We start from the raw sequence: 17,438 nt of genomic DNA, 5'->3' as shown, positions 1-17,438 counted from the left end.
CGCCCCGGCCGGCGCGAAGGGTCACAGCACGAAGAGATCGTGCAGGGCCGCCATCAGCAGCAGACAGCCGATCACTCCGAGGAAGATCATCAGGGGCGGCTGGGAGAGCGCGAACAGGCAGCCGCGCGGCTCGTCGACGGGGGCTTCGGGGGAGGCGGGGAGGGGTTCCCGCGAGGTATCCAGCATCTCGGGGGGATGATGGCGCACGGCGCGCCCCTGAAATCCCGCAACACGCCCCACGGCAGGGGCCGTTCATCCCATCCCGTGGATCGCGGGAACGGGAAGCGCCAGAAGTGATCAGATTCCGTGCTTCTTCAGAATCGCCTCGATGTCGCTGAAGTCGTCCCCGGAGGTCTGTCCGGCTCGCGGCTGTGCCGCGGACACTCCCCGCGGGGGCGCCGACGCGGCCGGGGCGACGGCCTTCGGCGCCGCTCCCCCGCCGGCCTCCTTGCGGCCGCCCCGGCGCCGCTCCACGGCCCGGGTGGAGAGGAAGAGCAGGAAGGCGAGGCCGAGCACGCCGAATCCGGCCCAGGCCACGGGGCTGAAGGCGGTGTCCACGATCCACTCGACGGCGCCCGTCATCACCAGGCCCAGGGGAACCAGGGCGTAGGCCGCGATCCGCGTCGCGGACAGGAAGCGCTTCCGGTAGGCCGCGATCGCGGCGATGCCCAGGCCCGCCGCGGACACCGCGGAGCAGATGGTCTCGGCGAGCATGCGGTCCTCCAGGTCCCGGGTGATACGTCCCTTCCATCCTGCACCGGGCAAGCCGTCCGGGGCCATGTCCCGAGGCCGGTCTCAGGGAGATCTCCGGGTCGGCCCGGCCGGATCTCCTCCTCAGGGAGTGCCCCGCCGGGCCGCGACGGGCCGACCGGCGGGGCGACCCCGGGTGCCGGTGAGGGAGACTGCTGTCATGAGCGACCCCACCACCGCATCCGCCTCCCCCGTCGTCCTCGAGGCGTGGTTCGACCTCCAGTGCCCCGACTGCTTCGCGGCCCTCGACGACGTCCGCGCGCTGCGCGAGCAGTACGGCGACCGGCTCGAGGTACAGCTGCGTCACTTCCCGCTGGAGAAGCACAAGCACGCGTACGCCGCCGCACAGGCCGCGGAGGAGGCCGTCGAGCAGGGCAAGGGCTGGCCGTACGTGGAGGCGCTGCTCGCCAGGACCGCCGAGCTGGGCGACCGGGGCGAGCCGGTCCTCCTGGAGGTGGCCGCCGAACTCGGCCTGGACGCCGAGGAGTTCGACACCGCACTGATCGACGGCCGGCACCTGCTGACGGTGGACGCGGACGAGGCCGAGGGCAAGGCGATCAAGGTCACCGGCACGCCGACGTACGTCATCGGCGGCGAGCGCCTGGACGGCGGCAAGAGCCAGGAGGGCCTGCGGGAGCGGATCGCGGAGATCGCCGACCGCCTCCTGAACGGCTGAGCAGCCGGGCCGGGCGGGCCATGGGTCCTGTCCGGCCATTCGCGTCGGATCAGGCCGAGCGCGCGTGCCGGGCGGCCCCGGCCCGGCGGGGATGGTCGGACAGGACCTAGCGCAGCTCCTTGGCACTGTTGACGAGGGTCGTGCGGTAGCCCAGGGACTCGTAGAGCCGGATCGCCGGGGTGTTGCCCGCGAAGACGTGCAGTCCGATCCGGGTCTCCCCGGCCTCCCGCGCGACCCGTTCGGCGAGCAGCATCAGCGCCCGGCCGTAGCCGCGGCCGCGCTGGGCCTCGTCGACCTCGATGTCGTACACGAAGGCCGCCCACACCCCCGGTTCCAGCTCGATCCGGCCGGTCCACAGGAAGCCGGCGGGCAGGCCGTCCCGGACGACGACATGGATCGCGACGCCGGGGGTGGCCAGGCCTTCGGGGAGGTACCTGCGATGGCTGTCCTCCGCCTTGGTGCGGGCCTGCTCCTCGGGGACGCCCCGGTCGATCCAGTTCTGCGCGAAGCCCGCCTTGGCCCGCGCCTCCCACTCCGCGTACTCGCCCTCGGTCATGCGCCGGACCTCGACGCCCTCCGGCAGCGCCGGAGGCTCGGCGGGCAGTTCCTTGACCATGTTGCGACTGCGCTCGGTGTAGCCGAGCGAGCGGGCCATCCGCAGGGCCGCCTCGGCGTCGGCAGGCACCGATATCTGCACCTCGACGCAGTCCCAGCCCCGCAGCACCTCCTCGGAGGCGAGCGCGGCGACCGTGCCGCGCCCACGCCGCCGGTCCGGCTCGTCGACCCGGAGCTCGTCGATCACTCCCGACGCGGCCCCGAAACGAAGGTCGGTCGAGAGTCGGACGGAGCCGACGCGACGACTGTTCACACACACGTCGTAGATCCGGGAACGGCCGCCGTCGGGCGTCTGCTGAAGCGGCTCGGCCGGCCGCAGGGTGGTGGTCATCAGAGGAGTTCTACCCAGCCCCGGGCCGTCCGTCATCCGATTTTGCGGCCGCGTTCGGAGCGGCCCCGGGGGTGTCCGTCGGTCGGGCCGGCACGCGGCCCGACCGACGGCAGGCCCTAGGCGAGGCGCGGGTCCCGGTCGCGCGCCGCGCGCTCGTCGAAGATCCGCATCGCCTTGGCGGTGACCGGGCCGGGCGCGTCGGTCAGCTCCCGCCCGTCCACCCGGTGGACGCCCTGGACGTCGCGGAGGGTGGAGGTCAGGAAGATCTCCTCGGCGGTCTCCAGGACGTCGAACGGCAGGTCGGCCTCCTCCGCGCCGGTCCACTCCACCGCGAGGGCGCGGGTGATGCCCGCGAGGCAGCCGGAGGAGACCGGCGGGGTGAGGATCCGGCCGTCGACCACGACGAAGACGTTGGAGCCGGTGCCTTCGCAGAGCCTCCCCACCGTGTTGGCGAAGAGCGCCTCGGAGGCGCCCTGCTCGCGCGCCCTGGCGAGGGCGACGACGTTCTCGGCGTACGAGGTGGTCTTGAGTCCGGTCAGGGCGCCGCGCTCGTTGCGCGTCCAGGGCACGGTGATCACCGCGGTGGAGTCGGCGCGACGGCCGGTCTCGCCGAGGGCGACGACGAGACCCGCGCCGGAGTCGCCCCGCTCCGAGCCGAGCGGGGAGAGCCCGCCGGTGTACGTGATGCGGAGCCGGCCGAGTTCCACCGGGTTGGCGTCGAGCACGGCGGCGACGGCGCGGCGGACCTCGTCGAGGTCCGGGTCGGGGAGGCCCAGACCACGGGCGGAGCGGGTGAGGCGCTCCAGGTGGAGGGTGAGAGCAAACGTTTCACCGCGCTCGGTCCTGACCGTCTCGAAGATGCCGTCGCCGACGGTAAGCCCGTGGTCCAGTACGGAGACCCGGGCTTCCCGCTCGTCGTACAGCCCGCCGTTGACCCACAGTCTCATCGAGAACCGACCTTTCCACTCGCCTCACGGGCGCCCGCCTCATAGGCGCCCGACGCTATCGCGACCAGCCGGGCGGCCTTCAGCTCGGTCTCCTCCCATTCCCGCTCGGGGTCGGACCCCCAGGTGATCCCGGCGCCGGTGCCGAAGCGGAGCACGCCCTCGGGGCGGTCGATCCAGAAGGTGCGTATGCCGACGGCCAGCTGCGCGGTGCCCGCGTCGGCGTCGACCCAGCCGACGCCGCCGCAGTACGGGCCCCGGGGCGCCGTCTCCAGCGCCTCGATGATCCGCAGGGCGCTGGACTTGGGGGCCCCGGTGACGGAGCCGGGCGGGAAGGTCGCGCCGAGCAGTTCGGGCCAGCCGGCGTCCTCGCGCAGGACGCCGGTGACCGTGGAGACGAGGTGGACCAGGCCGGGATGCTCCTCCAGCGCGCAGAGGGCGGGGACGGCGACGGAGCCGGTCTCGCTGACGCGCCCCAGGTCGTTGCGGACCAGGTCGACGATCATGACGTTCTCGGCGTGGTCCTTGGGGAGCAGGTCGGCGGCGGTCCGTCCGGTTCCCTTGATGGGCCCGGAGGAGATCAGGGCGCCCTCCTGGCGGAGGTAGAGCTCGGGGGACGCGGTCGCGATCTCCACGCCGTGGGCCGGCAGCCGGATCGTTCCGGCATAGGGAGCGGGATTGCCCCGGGCGAGCAGTGCCGTGAGGGCGTCCACGTCGGCGGCGGCCGGGTCCGGCAGCGGCGCGGTCAGGACGCGGCAGAGGTTCGCCTGGTAGACCTCGCCGCGCGCGATGTGTTCGCGCACCCGGCGCACACCCGCGATGTACGCGGCGCGGTCGAGCGAGGACGTCCAGTCACCGGCGGCGGGACCGCGCCAGGCGCCCGGGACGGGCGTGGGGACCGCTTCGCGCCGCACGTCTCCGAAGCGGGCGCAGGTGAGGCGCCCTTCGAAATCCGCGCAGACGGCCCAGAAGCCGGCGGAGTCCAGGGCCTCGGGGTCGTGGGTGACGTCCCGGAGGTCGGTCGCGACGAGGCCGCCGAAGCGGGCCAGAGGAGCAAGGTCGTGCACGCATCGAGTCTAGGGGCTGGCTTACGGGTCGGGCCGGATCAGGGAGTGGGGCCCGGGGCGGGCGATCGCAAGGCGGAGGAGGGAGTCGACGCGGGCGCCGCCACCGACGACGACGCGGTGTCCGGCACCGTGCCTCCTCGGGCCGCGGTCGGCGGCCGTGACTCCGGGCCGTCTCCACGGGGGCTCCGAGCCACGCCGGGAACACGGCGAGTGAACGCCACGGGAACCCTGCGGGGTGCCCGGTCGGCCGGGTCGGTCGCCTCGCAGGTCAGCACGCTGCGGAAACGCGTTTTTGTACTGGCCCAGGAATCCGCTAGAGTTCAACACGTCGCCGGGACGCGCAAGCGGAACGGAAACGACAAGCGGACGTGGCTCAGTTGGTAGAGCATCACCTTGCCAAGGTGAGGGTCGCGAGTTCGAATCTCGTCGTCCGCTCGATGTGGGGGATCTTCCCGAACCCCCGTATTCACTCCTGGTGGAGTGGCCGAGAGGCGAGGCAACGGCCTGCAAAGCCGTCTACACGGGTTCAAATCCCGTCTCCACCTCCAAGGACGATTAGCTCAGCGGGAGAGCGCTTCCCTGACACGGAAGAGGTCACTGGTTCAATCCCAGTATCGTCCACTGGACCTTCGGGTCCTGGGTCTTAGGATCCCCCGCGCGATTAGCTCAGCGGGAGAGCGCTTCCCTGACACGGAAGAGGTCACTGGTTCAATCCCAGTATCGCGCACACAGTTCACGCGCCTCCGGGTGCGTCCCGCGCGATTAGCTCAGCGGGAGAGCGCTTCCCTGACACGGAAGAGGTCACTGGTTCAATCCCAGTATCGCGCACGCAGTACAGGCACCCACAGGTGCGTCCCGCGCGATTAGCTCAGCGGGAGAGCGCTTCCCTGACACGGAAGAGGTCACTGGTTCAATCCCAGTATCGCGCACCATACGAAGCCCCCGGCCGCCTTGCGGTCGGGGGCTTCCGCGTACCCGTCCGCGGGTGGACGGCGGTCGGCGCCCGGGGGCGCCGACCGGTCCCGTCAGGACGGGATCAGGAGGAGAAGAGCATCCGCCCGAAGCCACGCTGGCGGTAGTGACCGCCACCGTGGTGGCCGCCGTGGTGCGGGGCGCCCCAGGCCGGGGCGGCGGGCTGCGCCGGGTAGGCCGGCGGGGCGGGCGGGGCCTGCTGGGCCCACTGGGACTCCAGGCGGGTCAGGGCCTCCAGCTCGCCGAAGTCCAGGAATATGCCTCGGCAGCCGCTGCACTGCTCGATCTGGACGCCGTTGCGGTTGTACGTGTGCATGGCCGCATGGCACTTGGGACACTGCATGCTCGGCTCAACTCCCTGACATCGCCGTTCGAATGGTGGCCTTACCTTACGTGGACGCCGTATCGGCCGAGTCGGTTCGATGTCCCGCGATACGCGCACAAGTGTCGATCATCACGATTTCCACCTCGTCCAACTCCCGTTGCTCCGCCGTCGCCTTGGCCACGGCCAGCGCGGCGGTCTGCACCGTCAGGGCCCGCGCCGGCACGTCGAGACGCACCCATGGATCGGCCCCCACGGCCGGGCCTCCCGCCTCCTGGTACGCGCCGAGGAACCGCGACCACACCTCCGGGGGCAGGATGCCCGCCGCGAACCACGCCGCGGGCCGGGCCAGATCCCACGCCGGGTCGCCGAGACCGACGTCGTCGATGTCGATCAACCGCCACCGCCCCGGCGACCGGCCCGCCACGGCCGCGCCGTCGCGGACCAGCTGCCCGAGGTGGAAGTCGCCGTGGCAGAGGGTGCGGACGCCGTCCGCGCGACCGCTCTGACCGGTACCGGGGACGCCGCCGCGGTCACGGTCACGGTCGGGAAGCGTGTGCCAGGCGCCGAGTACGGTGGCGGTCGCCGGATGGCCGGGTGCCGCGCGGACCATCCGGTCCACGGCGAGCCGCGCCTTCACCGGGGCCCGCATCTCCGGCAGGCCCTCCGACGAGCCGCCCGGCGGCGGCGTCCGGTGGAGCACGGCGAGGAGGCGGGCCGCCTCCTCCCAGGGGGCGGCGTCCGGGTCCGCCGGGTCGACGGGAGGCCCGTACGGCCAGACCGTCACGGGGCGGCCGCCGAATCCGTCCCGCGCACCGGGACCTGTGCTCGCGCGCGGGAGCGGGAGCGGGAGCGGCGGCAGGAAGACACCGGCGGCGTCCGCGTGCCCGGCGAGCGCGAGCCGGGCCCGGTGGGCCTGCGGATCGGTGTCCGGGGCGTGCGCCTTGACGACGAGCGCCCCGTGCCGCACCACGGTCCCGTCGTCCCGGTCGGCGAGCACTCCCACGACTCCGCTCGGGCAGTGACAGGACCCGCCGGCCCCGTGGGCCGCCTCCCGCGCGACGGCGGCGAGGCGGTCGAGCGAAACGGGCGGCCTGGGCGGGGGCAGGGTCGGCTCGGGTGGGTTCGGGGCGGTGGAGTCCACGCCGGGAGCGTACGTCGTCGGGGCCCGCCGCCACTCCCCCGGCTGCCGTCGCGGGCGAGGAAGGCCGGAGGAAGATGCGCGAGGCCCTACGACGGTCCCCCGGCCGCCGCGGCGGGCGAGGAAGGCCGGAGGGAAAGCGCGAGGGCCGGTCAGCTCCCCAGCTGACCGGCCCCACGCTGCCGTCCGCCGCACCCCCGTCCCCACGGGGCTGATGGCCGGATGTCCCGACCCGGGCCGCTCTCCCGGGTCCGGGGCGCCGCTCAGCGCCCCAGCATCACGCCCACGGACGACGCCTGTGTGACCACCGCGTCCCAGCCGCCGAAGACGACTACGAGCAGGGCCGCGAGAGGGAGGACCATGGCGGTGGCCACCAGGGGGTGGCGCTGGCTCGAAGGCCGGGTGCTCGTCCGCGGTGCCGTGAAGGCCATGGGTCCTCTCCTGTCGTGTCCGGCGCGGCGGGTGCGTGACCTCGGGGGACGAGTGCTGCACCCACCGCTTGATCTCAAGACTAGGGAGCGGGGAGCGCCGGGACGTCATGCCCGCGTACCGACTTGCGGGCCTCCCGGAGGATGACACCCGCCCGTGCGGCGTACTCCCCTGGGTGGAGACGGCTGCTCCGATCCCGGGGTCTTCCCGGAGGGGTCGGGGTGGCGGCGTGACTTCGCTCACTTCGCGGGGTGCGATCCGCGGACCGTGCCGGGCCGGACCGCCGGACGGGCCGGCGGGCCGACTCGCGCCGTATGCGACACGGCGTCAAATAGGTTTCCGGCAACGGGTGTTGGAAAGTGCCGCCGTCCCGTGCGGACCCGTGGTGCTCCCGTCAGCACTGACAATCGATCCCGGAGGAGGGCGCGGCCTATGAGCGCGTGCGGGCGCCACTACGTAAGCTGTGCCACGTCGAACGGACGAGGGGACGGACATGGCGATGATGCGGCTCCGGCGCGAGGATCCGCGGATCGTCGGGTCGTTCCGGCTCCACCGCAGGCTCGGGGCCGGCGGGATGGGCGTCGTGTACCTGGGGTCCGACCGGCGCGGCCAGCGGGTGGCGCTGAAGGTGATCCGGCCCGATCTGGCCGAGGACCAGGAGTTCCGCTCGCGGTTCGCGCGCGAGGTATCCGCCGCCCGGCGGATCCGCGGCGGTTGTACGGCCCGGCTCGTGGCCGCCGACCTGGAGGCCGAGCGCCCCTGGTTCGCGACCCAGTACGTGCCCGGCCCCTCGCTGCACGACCGGGTGGCCGAGGAGGGCGGGCTGCGCGCCGCCGACGTCGCCTCGATCGGGGCCGCGCTCTCGGAGGGCCTGGTCGCCGTCCACGAGGCCGGGGTGGTGCACCGCGACCTCAAGCCGTCGAACATCCTGCTCTCCCCCAAGGGCCCCCGCATCATCGACTTCGGCATCGCGTGGGCCACCGGGGCGAGCACCCTCACCCATGTGGGCACGGCGGTGGGTTCACCGGGCTTCCTCGCTCCCGAGCAGGTGCGCGGCGCGGCGGTGACGCCGGCGACCGACGTGTTCTCGCTCGGTGCCACCCTGGCGTACGCGGCGATGGCGGACTCGCCGTTCGGGCACGGCAGTTCCGAGGTCATGCTGTACCGCGTGGTGCACGAGGAGCCCCAGCTGCACGGGGTGCCGGACGCGCTGGCGCCGCTGATCCGGGCCTGCCTGGCGAAGGATCCCGAGGACCGGCCCAGCACGCTCCAGCTGTCGATGCGGCTCAAGGAGATCGCGGCGCGCGAGGCGCAGGGGCTGCCGGTCGCGCGTCCGCCCGCGCAGCGGGAGCGGACCGAGGAGCGGAGCCCCGTACGGCCGACGGAGCGGTACACCGAGCGTGACACGCGCGGTCGTGACGCGGAGCGCGGGGCGGACCGCGACCGGGGCGCCGAGCGGGGTGCGGACCGTGACCGGACGGCCGGGCGTGGTCCTGGGCCGTCGTCCCGGCCGTCGGGGGGCTCGCGGACCGGTGGCTCGCGCCCCCAGCCGCGTACCGGCACCAGGCCCGGCGCCCGCTCGACGTCGACGGGCCGCCGGCCGGCCAACCCGCGTCTGCTGCGCCAGCGGCTGTTCGTCTTCGTGGTCGTGACGCTGGTCGTGGCCCTGGGGATCGCCGCGGCCCAGGCCCTGCAGGGTTAGGAAGCGCCCGGCGGGTGGGACCCGCCGGGGCTCAGGACTCCGGGCGGCCCGTGGCCACCGCGTAGAAGGCGACCGCGGCGGCGGCTCCCACGTTGAGCGAGTCGACGCCGTGGGCCATGGGGATGCGGACCCATTCGTCGGCGGCGCGCAGCGCCTGCGTGGAGAGGCCGTCGCCCTCCGCGCCGAGCATCAGGGCCACCCGGTCCAGCTTGTGAGGGGCGGCCTCGTCGATGGAGGTCGCCTTCTCGGCCGGGGTGAGGGCGAGGAGCTTGAACCCGGCCTCCCGTACGGCCTCCAGGCCTCGGGGCCAGGTGTCGAGGCGGGCGTACGGGACGGAGAAGACCGCGCCCATCGAGACCTTCACCGAGCGCCGGTAGAGCGGGTCCGCGCAGTCCGGGGAGAGCAGGACGGCGTCCATGCCGAGGGCGGCGGCGCTGCGGAAGATCGCGCCGATGTTGGTGTGGTCGTTGACCGACTCCATGACGACCACGCGCCGGGCGCCGACGAGCAGTTCGGCGGCGTCCGGGAGCGGCTTGCGCTGCATGGAGGCGAGCGCGCCGCGGTGCACGTGGTAGCCGGTGACGCGTTCCGCGAGGTCGGGCTGGATCGCGTACACCGGCGCCGGGACCTCGTCGATGACGTCCCGCATGACGTCGACCCACTTGGCGGAGAGCAGCATCGACCGCATCTCGTACCCCGCCTGCCGGGCGCGGCGGATGACCTTCTCGCCCTCCGCGATGAACAGCCCCTCGGCCGGTTCGCGTCTGCGCCGGAGCTCGACGTCGGTCAGGCCCGTGTAGTCGCGCAGGCGCGGGTCGTCGGGGTCGTCGATCGTGATGAGTTCGGCCACGAGGTGATACTGCCTTGTCCGGGGTGTGGTGCCAATGTGTCGAGGGGCCTGGTTACCCCTGGTTACGCCGTGCGGGCGCTCCCGGGGTCACTTCACCAGCTTGTCGGGCCCCTCGGTGACGACCTCGCCGACGACGATGACGGCCGGCGGACGGACCTCCTGCGCCCTGACGGTCTCGGCGACCGTCGCGAGCGTGGCGTCCACCCGGCGCTGGGTCGCCGTGGTGCCCTCCTGGATCAGGGCCAGCGGGGTGTCGGGGCTCTTGCCGTGCGCGACCAGCGCCTCGGCGATCTTCCCGATCTTGTCGACGCCCATGAGGATGACGAGGGTGCCGGTGAGCTTCGCGAGCGAGGCCCAGTCGACGAGCGAGCGCGGGTCGTCGGGAGCGACGTGGCCGCTGACCACCGTGAACTCGTGCGCCACGCCCCGGTGCGTGACCGGGATGCCGGCCGCGCCGGGGACCGAGATGGAGCTGGAGATGCCCGGGACGACCGTGCAGGAGATGCCCTCGGCGGCGAGCGCCTGCGCCTCCTCCATGCCCCGGCCGAAGACGAACGGGTCGCCGCCCTTGAGGCGGACGACGGACTTGCCGGCCTTCGCGTGCTCGATGAGCGCGTTGTTGATGGCCTCCTGGGCCATGAACCGGCCGTACGGGATCTTCGCCGCGTCGATCACCTCGACGTGCGGGGGCAGTTCGTCGAGGAGGTCGCGGGGGCCGAGCCGGTCGGCGATGACCACGTCGGCCTCGGCGAGCAGCCGGCGGCCGCGCACCGTGATGAGGTCCGGGTCGCCGGGGCCGCCGCCGACCAGCGCGACGAACGGGGCGCGGGTGCGGTGCACGGGCGCGGCGATCGAACCGTCGCGGAGGCCCTCGACGATCGCGTCGCGCACGGAGGCGGAGCGGCGGGGGTCGTGGCCGGTGAGCACGGCGACGGTGACGCCGGCGTCGCGGCCGGTGGCCGGGGTCCAGGCCGTGGCCGCCTCGGCGTCGTCGGCGCGCACGCACCAGGTGCGGGTCCGCTCGGCCTCCGCGGAGGCGGCGGCGTTCGACGCCGGGTCCGTGGTGGCGACCAGCGCGTACCAGGTGTCGGCGAGGTCTCCGTCCTCGTACCGCCGCCGGGTCCAGGTGATCTCGCCGGCCTCGGCCATCGCCTCGACGGAGGGGGTGGCCGACGGGGAGATCAGCGTGATGTCGGCGCCCGCGGCGATCAGCGCGGGGAGCCGGCGCTGGGCGACCTGGCCGCCGCCGAGGACGACGACGCGGCGGCCGGCGAGGCGCAGTCCGACGGGGTAGGCGGGGTGCTCGGGGTGCGCGGCGGGCTCGGCCATGGGTGAGCGGCTCCTCGGAAGGACGTGTACGGGGGCCGCTGCTGCGGTGGAGCGGCTGGTGGGGCGCGTTGTGTGCCCCACGATATCGGTGACCTGCGGGCGGCAGGGTGTGACGGATCTCCCGGCGACCGGGGGCGTGGTCGTGTTCCGGGGCCGGTTCGGGGACGGCGGGCTCCACGGCGTACGAGCGCCTCGGGCGGAGCCCTGCGAGAGGCGCGGGGCAGCGCGTCGGCACGCGTCCCGGACAGCGGCCCGCTCGTCGCCCCGCCCGCCCCGCCCGCCGGGGCGGGCGGGGCGACGAGCCGGGTGGTGCCTACTTCTCGGTGACGCCGGCCGAGTCGAACGTGGCGACCTCGTGCATCGCGCGGGCCGCGCTCTGCACCAGCGGGAGCGCGAGCAGTGCGCCCGTGCCCTCGCCGAGGCGGAGGTCCAGGTCGACCAGGGGGCGCAGGCCCAGCTTGTTGAGGGCCGCGACGTGGCCGGGCTCGGCGCTGCGGTGACCGGCGATGCAGGCCGCGAGCGACTCGGGCGCGATGGCCCGGGCGACGAGTGCCGCCGCGCCGGTGGAGACGCCGTCCAGGATGACCGGGGTGCGCAGCGAGGCGGCGCCCAGGATCAGGCCGACGAGCGCCGCGTGCTCCAGGCCGCCGATCGCCGAGAGGACGCCGATCGGGTCCGCCGGGTCCGGCTTGTGCAGGTCGAGGGCGCGGCGCACCACGTCGACCTTGCGGGCGTGCGTCTCGTCGTTGATGCCGGTGCCGCGGCCGGTGACCTCGGCGGCGTCGACGCCGGTGTAGACCGAGATGAGCGCGGCGGACGCGGTGGTGTTCGCGATGCCCATCTCACCGGTGAGGATCGCCTTGTTGCCCGCCGCGACGAGGTCGCGGGCGGTCTCGATGCCGACCTCGATCGCGGCCAGCACCTCCTCGCGGGTCATCGCGAGACCGGTGGTGAAGTCGCCGGTGCCCGGGCGGACCTTGCGGGGCAGGAGTCCGGGGGTGGCCGGGAGCTCGGAGGCCACGCCGACGTCGATGACGCAGACCTCGGCGCCGACCTGGTTCGCGAAGGCGTTGCAGACCGCTCCGCCGCCGAGGAAGTTCGCGACCATCTGGCCGGTCACCTCCTGCGGCCAGGGGGTGACGCCCTGGGCGTGGACGCCGTGGTCGCCGGCGAAGATCGCGACGGCCGCGGGCTCCGGGATCGGCGGCGGGCAGATCCGGGAGAGTCCGGAGAGCTGGGCGGAGATGATCTCCAGCATGCCGAGCGCGCCGGCCGGCTTGGTCATCCGCTTCTGCCGCTCCCAGGCCTCGCCGAGCGCCTTGGCGTCCAGCGGGCGGATGTGGGCGACGGTCTCCTGGAGCAGGTCGTGCGGCTCCTCGCCGGGCAGGGCGCGGCGGCCGTACGTCTCCTCGTGGACGACCCAGGCCAGCGGACGGCGCTTGGACCAGCCCGCCTGGGCCAGCTCGGGCTCGTCCGGGAACTCGTCGACGTATCCCACGCAGAGGTACGCGACCACTTCGAGGTGCTCGGGAAGGCCGAGGGCACGGACCATCTCGCGCTCGTCGAAGAAGCTGACCCAGCCGACGCCCAGGCCCTCGGCGCGGGCCGCGAGCCAGAGGTTCTCGACGGCGAGCGCCGAGGAGTACGGGGCCATCTGCGGCTGCGTGTAGCGGCCGAGGGTGTGGCGGCCGCCCCGGGTGGGGTCGGCGGTGACGACGATGTTGACCGGGGTGTCGAGGATGGCCTCGATCTTCAGTTCCTTGAACTGCTTCGCCCGGGCCTTCGGCAGCGACTTGGCGTAGGCCTCGCGCTGGCGCTGGGCCAGTTCGTGCATCGTCTGCCGGGTCTCGGCGGAGCGGATGACGACGAAGTCCCAGGGCTGCGAGTGGCCGACGCTGGGGGCCGTGTGGGCGGCCTCCAGGACGCGGAGCAGCACCTCGTGCGGGATCGGGTCGGAGCGGAAGCCGTTGCGGATGTCGCGGCGCTCGCGCATCACGCGCAGGACGGCCTCGCGCTCGGCGTCGTCGTAGCCGGGGGCGGGGGCGCCGGGCGCCTCCTCCGCGGCGGGGTCCTCGTCGGCGACAACCGCCGCCTCGGGGGCCTCGGCGACGACCGCGGCCTCGGGGGCGGCGACCGCGTCCGCCGCGGACTCGGGGGCGACGGCGGCCTCGGGCTCCGCGGGGGTCGCGAGGGCCTCGGGGACTTCCGCCGGGGTCGCGACGGGCCGGTCCGCTTCGGCGGTCACGGCCACGGTCACGGCCTCGGCCGGCTCGGCGACCTGGGCCGCCGGAACCTCGGCGGCCTCGACCGGCGCCGCCTCCTCGACGGGCGCGGCGGGCTGCTCGGCGACCGGGGCGGCCTCGGGAGCGGCCTCCGGCTCCGGGGCCTGCTCCAGGGTCTCCGGCACGGTCTCGACGACGGCCGGGGCCTCGTCGGCGACCGCCTCGGCGGCCTCCTCCGGAGTGTGCTCCGCCGGCGCCTGCGCGGCGGGGACGGCTTCGGCGACGGGCTCCGCGACGACCTCGACGGGCTCCGCGACGGCCTCGGGGACGACCTCGGCGGCGGCCTCGGTCGGCTGCTCCGCGACGGCGACGGGCTCGGGCTGCGCCTCCGGCGCCGGCTCGGCCTCGGGGGTGCCTTCCTCGGCCTCCACGACGTCCGCGGGGACGGGGGCCTCGGCGGCGGGCTCGCCCTCGCGCGGCGCGGGCACGGTGGCCTGGGCGTCGACGGCCACGGGGGCCGTGTCCGGCGTCTCGGCGACGGCTTCGGGGGCGGGCTCCGGGACGACCTCGGCGGCGGGCTCCGCGACGGCGGACGCGGGGGCCTCGGCCTCGGCGTGCTCGGGGGCCGGGGACGGCTCCGGGGTCTCCGCGACCGCCTCGGCGGCCGCGACCGGCGCCAGGTGCGGAGCGGTCGGGACGGTGCCCTCGACCTGCACGAACCGGCCGGTCGACGGGACGACCGTTTCTGCGGGGACGGCGGCGGGGGGCGCCGCGGCCTCCTGCGGCTGCGCGGCCCACGGCTCGGCGCCCTGCGGGGCGAGCTGCTGGTCCTGCGGGATGTCGAAGTACTCGGGGCCGGTGGTGGGCGGTCCCGGGTTCCGTACGGGGACGGGCGCGGGCTCGGTGGCCACGACCGGGACGGCCTGCGGGGCCGGGGCGGGCGCGGCGGCCGGACCGCGGTCGGCCAGCGAGAGCACGACGCCACCCGTCGCGTCGGGCACGGGCGGGCCCATGTGCAGCGGGCGCCGGGCGGGCGCCGGGGTCGGGGCGGCACCGGGCGGCGGCACGCGGACGCCGCCGAGGTCGACGGAGCCGGTGTCCCGGCCCGCGGCCTCGTGCGCGCCGGTGTCGAGGATGCCGGGCTCGTATCCGTGGTCGGTGACGACCTGCTCGTAGGCCGCGGGGACGCCGTGCGCGGGAGTGCCCGCGGGGTGGCCGAGCGGCACGCCCTGCGGCGGGGTCTGGCCCTGCGGGGCGGTCAGCACGTCGGCGAGGGCGACGGAGTCGGGGAGGGGGCCCGTGAGCGGGTCCGGCAGGGGGCCGGTGAGCGGGTCGCCCAGCGGGGCGGCCGGCTGCGGAACGCCCTGGTGCGGCGCCGCCTGGTTCGGGACCACGGGAGCGACCGGCGGGGCCGGTACGGCGACCGGCGGCGCGGGCACGAAGCCCGGCGGGTGCTCGCTCCAGGCGCCCTGGGCGCCCGGCATCAGCAGCACGTCGTCGTCGTCGGTGGTGTGCCCGGAGGGGTCCAGGAAGGTGTACGCGCCCGGTGCGGGGATGCCCGGCTGCTCGACCATGCCTGCGTTCTCCGGCAGTCCCTCGCCCGGGACCTGGCCGGTGTCCGTCATGCGTACCCCTCGCCCATCGGTTGTGCTCCTTCAGACCTGCGCCCGTCGACAACAACGAGCGCGCGCGCCGCGCGGCACGAAGAACACGCGGACACCCACTCATTGTCGCGGTCCTGTGCCATCGTGGCAGGAAGATCCGCCACGGTGCGCTGTGGACTGCGCCACGTCGCGCGGTCCCCCCTTGCCCCGCAGCACATCAGTGGCAGAAAGCCACCACCAATTCAGGACATTGACGCACAGAGCATCGAACGTCCAGGCGCGGTACAACAATCGGCCAGCCTACCCTGCCCCGGGCGGGCGGCCGGGTCACGGGTGGGATCCGCCCGGCGTGGCCGGGGCCGGACCGGCCCCGGTCCGGCGGGCGGGACCCAGGGGTGTCCTGCCGGTCAGGCCCGACCGGCAGGACGCCGTCTAGACCGACGCCGGCCTGCGGCCGGACAGCAGGAAGACGACCGAACGCTCGCGTTCCGACCAGTCGGAGGGGTCGAGGCCGACGGTCTGGAGCAGGAGGCTCTCGACGGCGTAGCCGCCGTCGGCGAGGGCGGCGCCGATGGCCTCGGCCTCGTCGCGGGTGGAGGCGTGGGCGACGATGCGTTCCGGGCGACGGTCGGCGCAGGCCCGGACGACGGGGACCCCGCCCCCGGCGACCCGTACGACGTCGGGTTCGGGCAGGCGCTCCAGGACGTGCGGGGCGCTGCCGCGGACGGCCTGGAGGAGGACGCCGTGGCGGCGGGCGGCCGCCTCGGTGCGGGCGCAGGCCGACGGGTCGGTGTCCACGGCGATGACGGCGGCGCCGAAGCGGGCGGCCTCGACGGCGAAGGCGCCGCCCGCGCAGCCGATGTCCCAGACGAGGTCGCCGACGCGGGGGCCGAGCCGGGCCAGTTGCGCGGCGCGCAGGGCGGGGTCCTCGCCCGCCGCGGTGCGCGCCCCCGCGGGTGCGGCGGTGTCGGGGGCCGGGCCGGCCGTGGGACTGGCGGGCCCGCGGCCGTACTCCTGGGGGGCGTACTCCTCGGTGGGCAGTCCCCAGCCGCGTACGGGCCGGGCGGCCGGGTCCTGGCCCGTCAGCCAGGTGCCGCCGGGGGTGGCGGCGCCGGTGGTGCCGCCGCCGATGACGAGGACGACGTTCGGGTCGCGCCAGACGTGGTCGGCGGCCTTGTCGGAGGTGAGGACGGATACCTGTTCGCGGTCGGTGCCGAGCTCCTCGCAGACGACGAAGGTGCGGTGGACGCCTTCGAGGAGGAGGGCGAGCTCGGCGGGTCCGGCGCCGGGCGAGGTGAGGACGGCGACCTTGGGGTGGGCGCGGCAGACGTTCACGGCGCGCCGCAGGGTGCGCTGGTGGGCGACGACGACGCGGGCGTCCTCCCAGGGCATGCCGGCCCGGGCGAAGGCGGCGGCGACGGCGGAGACGGCGGAGACGACCTCGATCTCCAGGCCGTACTCGGGGGCGCGCAGGGTGCGGACCACGCCGAAGAAACCGGGGTCGCCGTCGGCGAGTACGACGGCGGTGCCGCGGTGTCCCGCGATGCGGCGGGCGGCGAGGTCGACGCTGCCGAGGCGGATGCGTTCGGCGTCGGGCGGGACCTCGGGCAGCGCCAGGTGGTGGGCGGCGCCGGCCACCAGGGTGGCGGCGGAGAGAGCGGACCTGGCCGCCGCGGTGAGGGGCGATCCGTCCCAGCCGATCACCGTGACGCGGTCGGCCATCGTCGTCTGTCTCCTGTGGTGTTGTCGCAGGTCGGGGGCGTGCCGAGCGTACCCCGGGATCGTCCCGGGGGCTCAGCTCCAGTCGGTGTAGGAGGAGTACCCGGCTTCGGCCATCTGGTCGGCGACGCCGTCGAGGTCCTCGGGGAGGAGGCCCCAGACGATGAAGTCGGTGCGCAGGTCGGTCCAGCTGCCGTCCTCGGTGCGGGTGCGGGCTATGCAGGCGTTGCGCAGGACGCCCTCGCTGATGCAGCCGATCTTCTGGGCGACCTGCTGGGACGCCGTGTTGTCGGCCGCGGTGCGCAGTTCGATGCGCTCGAACCCCTGGTCGCCGAAGAGCCACTGGGCGGTGGCGAGCGCGGCCTCGGAGGCGTATCCCTCGCCTCGGGCCCAGGGGGCGATGATGTAGGACATCTCGGTGGAGCGGACGCGCCAGTTCGTGTTGCCCAGCTGGACGACGCCCACCGGACGCTGGGTCAGGAACTCGGTGACGGCGAGGTCGAGACCCCGGCCGGCGGCGCGTTCGGCGGGGGCGTACTCGGTGATCCACTGGCGGGCGGCGGTCTCGGTGAAGGGCTGGGGCACGGCCGTCCAGGCGGCGACCATCTCGTCGTTCATCATCTCGGCGAGGGCGGGGGCGTCCGCCTCTTCGAGCGCGCGCAGCACCAACCGGTCCGTGTTGATGGAGATGTCCGGAAAGGTGGTAGTCATGCGCAGCTCCATGCCGTGGACCGTCCGAATCGACCGTGAACGCACAGCATGCAG

The 17,438-nt window shown here is 74.6% G+C and carries 15 protein-coding genes and 6 tRNA genes; 8 read left to right on the top strand and 13 right to left on the bottom strand.

The window, feature by feature from the left end:
- Positions 1-21: 21 nt before the first annotated feature.
- Both AC067A_RS27970 and AC067A_RS27965 read right to left on the bottom strand, forming a co-directional pair.
- Entirely contained in the window at positions 22-186 is a 165-nt protein-coding gene (locus tag AC067A_RS27970) for a hypothetical protein (protein WP_479245249.1), read from the bottom strand.
- A gap of 111 nt (positions 187-297) precedes the next feature.
- On the bottom strand, positions 298-714 hold the full coding sequence (locus AC067A_RS27965; RefSeq protein WP_479245248.1) for a hypothetical protein: 417 nt from the start codon (positions 712-714) through the stop codon (positions 298-300).
- Positions 715-910: 196 nt separating this feature from the next.
- On the opposite strand from AC067A_RS27965, the gene AC067A_RS27960 reads away from it, so the two are divergent.
- Positions 911-1,426, top strand: a complete 516-nt coding sequence (locus tag AC067A_RS27960) for a DsbA family protein (protein ID WP_479245247.1) — start codon at positions 911-913, stop codon at positions 1,424-1,426.
- A gap of 106 nt (positions 1,427-1,532) precedes the next feature.
- On the opposite strand, the gene AC067A_RS27955 is transcribed toward AC067A_RS27960, so the two are convergent.
- The 3 genes from AC067A_RS27955 to AC067A_RS27945 all read right to left on the bottom strand — a co-directional run bounded on the left by AC067A_RS27955 (position 1,533) and on the right by AC067A_RS27945 (position 4,383).
- Entirely contained in the window at positions 1,533-2,372 is an 840-nt protein-coding gene (locus tag AC067A_RS27955) for a GNAT family N-acetyltransferase (protein ID WP_479245246.1), read from the bottom strand.
- A gap of 116 nt (positions 2,373-2,488) precedes the next feature.
- Positions 2,489-3,319: an aminotransferase class IV gene (locus AC067A_RS27950; RefSeq protein ID WP_479245245.1), complete on the bottom strand. Its 831-nt coding sequence runs from the start codon at positions 3,317-3,319 to the stop codon at positions 2,489-2,491.
- Complete coding sequence (locus AC067A_RS27945; RefSeq protein ID WP_479245244.1) at positions 3,316-4,383, bottom strand: chorismate-binding protein; 1,068 nt, start codon at positions 4,381-4,383, stop codon at positions 3,316-3,318. The genes AC067A_RS27950 and AC067A_RS27945 overlap by 4 nt, the downstream gene beginning before the upstream one ends.
- Before the next feature lie 362 nt (positions 4,384-4,745).
- Here AC067A_RS27945 and AC067A_RS27940 point away from each other — a divergent pair.
- The 6 genes from AC067A_RS27940 (at position 4,746) to AC067A_RS27915 (ending at position 5,315) form a co-directional block, all read left to right on the top strand.
- Positions 4,746-4,818 (top strand) — tRNA-Gly (locus tag AC067A_RS27940).
- A gap of 39 nt (positions 4,819-4,857) precedes the next feature.
- Positions 4,858-4,931 (top strand) — tRNA-Cys (locus AC067A_RS27935).
- 1 nt (position 4,932) lies between these two features.
- Positions 4,933-5,004: transfer RNA gene (locus AC067A_RS27930), tRNA-Val, on the top strand.
- A 34-nt stretch (positions 5,005-5,038) separates the two neighbouring features.
- Positions 5,039-5,110: transfer RNA gene (locus AC067A_RS27925), tRNA-Val, on the top strand.
- A 29-nt stretch (positions 5,111-5,139) separates the two neighbouring features.
- A tRNA-Val gene (locus AC067A_RS27920) sits at positions 5,140-5,211 on the top strand.
- A gap of 29 nt (positions 5,212-5,240) precedes the next feature.
- A tRNA-Val gene (locus tag AC067A_RS27915) sits at positions 5,241-5,315 on the top strand.
- Positions 5,316-5,419: 104 nt separating this feature from the next.
- On the opposite strand, the gene AC067A_RS27910 is transcribed toward AC067A_RS27915, so the two are convergent.
- The 3 genes from AC067A_RS27910 to AC067A_RS27900 all read right to left on the bottom strand — a co-directional run bounded on the left by AC067A_RS27910 (position 5,420) and on the right by AC067A_RS27900 (position 7,249).
- Complete coding sequence (locus AC067A_RS27910; RefSeq protein ID WP_017241778.1) at positions 5,420-5,698, bottom strand: TFIIB-type zinc ribbon-containing protein; 279 nt, start codon at positions 5,696-5,698, stop codon at positions 5,420-5,422.
- A 46-nt stretch (positions 5,699-5,744) separates the two neighbouring features.
- Positions 5,745-6,785: a phosphotransferase gene (locus AC067A_RS27905; RefSeq protein WP_479245334.1), complete on the bottom strand. Its 1,041-nt coding sequence runs from the start codon at positions 6,783-6,785 to the stop codon at positions 5,745-5,747.
- A gap of 296 nt (positions 6,786-7,081) precedes the next feature.
- Positions 7,082-7,249 (bottom strand): hypothetical protein, encoded by a 168-nt coding sequence (locus AC067A_RS27900; RefSeq protein ID WP_017241776.1) that lies wholly within the window; start codon positions 7,247-7,249, stop codon positions 7,082-7,084.
- Positions 7,250-7,740: 491 nt separating this feature from the next.
- On the opposite strand from AC067A_RS27900, the gene AC067A_RS27895 reads away from it, so the two are divergent.
- A complete protein-coding gene (locus AC067A_RS27895; protein ID WP_479245243.1) occupies positions 7,741-8,949 on the top strand; it encodes a serine/threonine-protein kinase in 1,209 nt (402 codons plus the stop codon).
- Between the two features lie 31 nt (positions 8,950-8,980).
- On the opposite strand, the gene AC067A_RS27890 is transcribed toward AC067A_RS27895, so the two are convergent.
- The 5 genes from AC067A_RS27890 to AC067A_RS27870 form a co-directional block, all read right to left on the bottom strand.
- Positions 8,981-9,799 carry a TrmH family RNA methyltransferase gene (locus AC067A_RS27890; RefSeq protein ID WP_017241775.1) on the bottom strand — a complete coding sequence of 273 codons (819 nt, stop codon included), beginning with the start codon at positions 9,797-9,799 and terminating at the stop codon, positions 8,981-8,983.
- Positions 9,800-9,886: 87 nt separating this feature from the next.
- Entirely contained in the window at positions 9,887-11,128 is a 1,242-nt protein-coding gene (cobA, locus tag AC067A_RS27885) for a uroporphyrinogen-III C-methyltransferase (protein WP_479245242.1), read from the bottom strand.
- Between the two features lie 313 nt (positions 11,129-11,441).
- The gene (cobT, locus tag AC067A_RS27880) at positions 11,442-14,975 is read right to left on the bottom strand and encodes a nicotinate-nucleotide--dimethylbenzimidazole phosphoribosyltransferase (RefSeq protein ID WP_479245241.1); all 3,534 of its coding nucleotides are present in this window, start codon (positions 14,973-14,975) and stop codon (positions 11,442-11,444) included.
- 411 nt (positions 14,976-15,386) lie between these two features.
- Complete coding sequence (cbiE, locus tag AC067A_RS27875) at positions 15,387-16,676, bottom strand: precorrin-6y C5,15-methyltransferase (decarboxylating) subunit CbiE (protein WP_479245240.1); 1,290 nt, start codon at positions 16,674-16,676, stop codon at positions 15,387-15,389.
- A gap of 72 nt (positions 16,677-16,748) precedes the next feature.
- Complete coding sequence (locus AC067A_RS27870; protein WP_479245239.1) at positions 16,749-17,384, bottom strand: GNAT family N-acetyltransferase; 636 nt, start codon at positions 17,382-17,384, stop codon at positions 16,749-16,751.
- Between the last annotated feature and the right edge of the window lie 54 nt (positions 17,385-17,438).

It is taken from the genome of Streptomyces sp. NPDC043176, from assembly GCF_056436715.1.
Note: the sequence above shows the minus strand (reverse complement) of the source record. Positions and strands in the feature narration are given on the sequence as shown.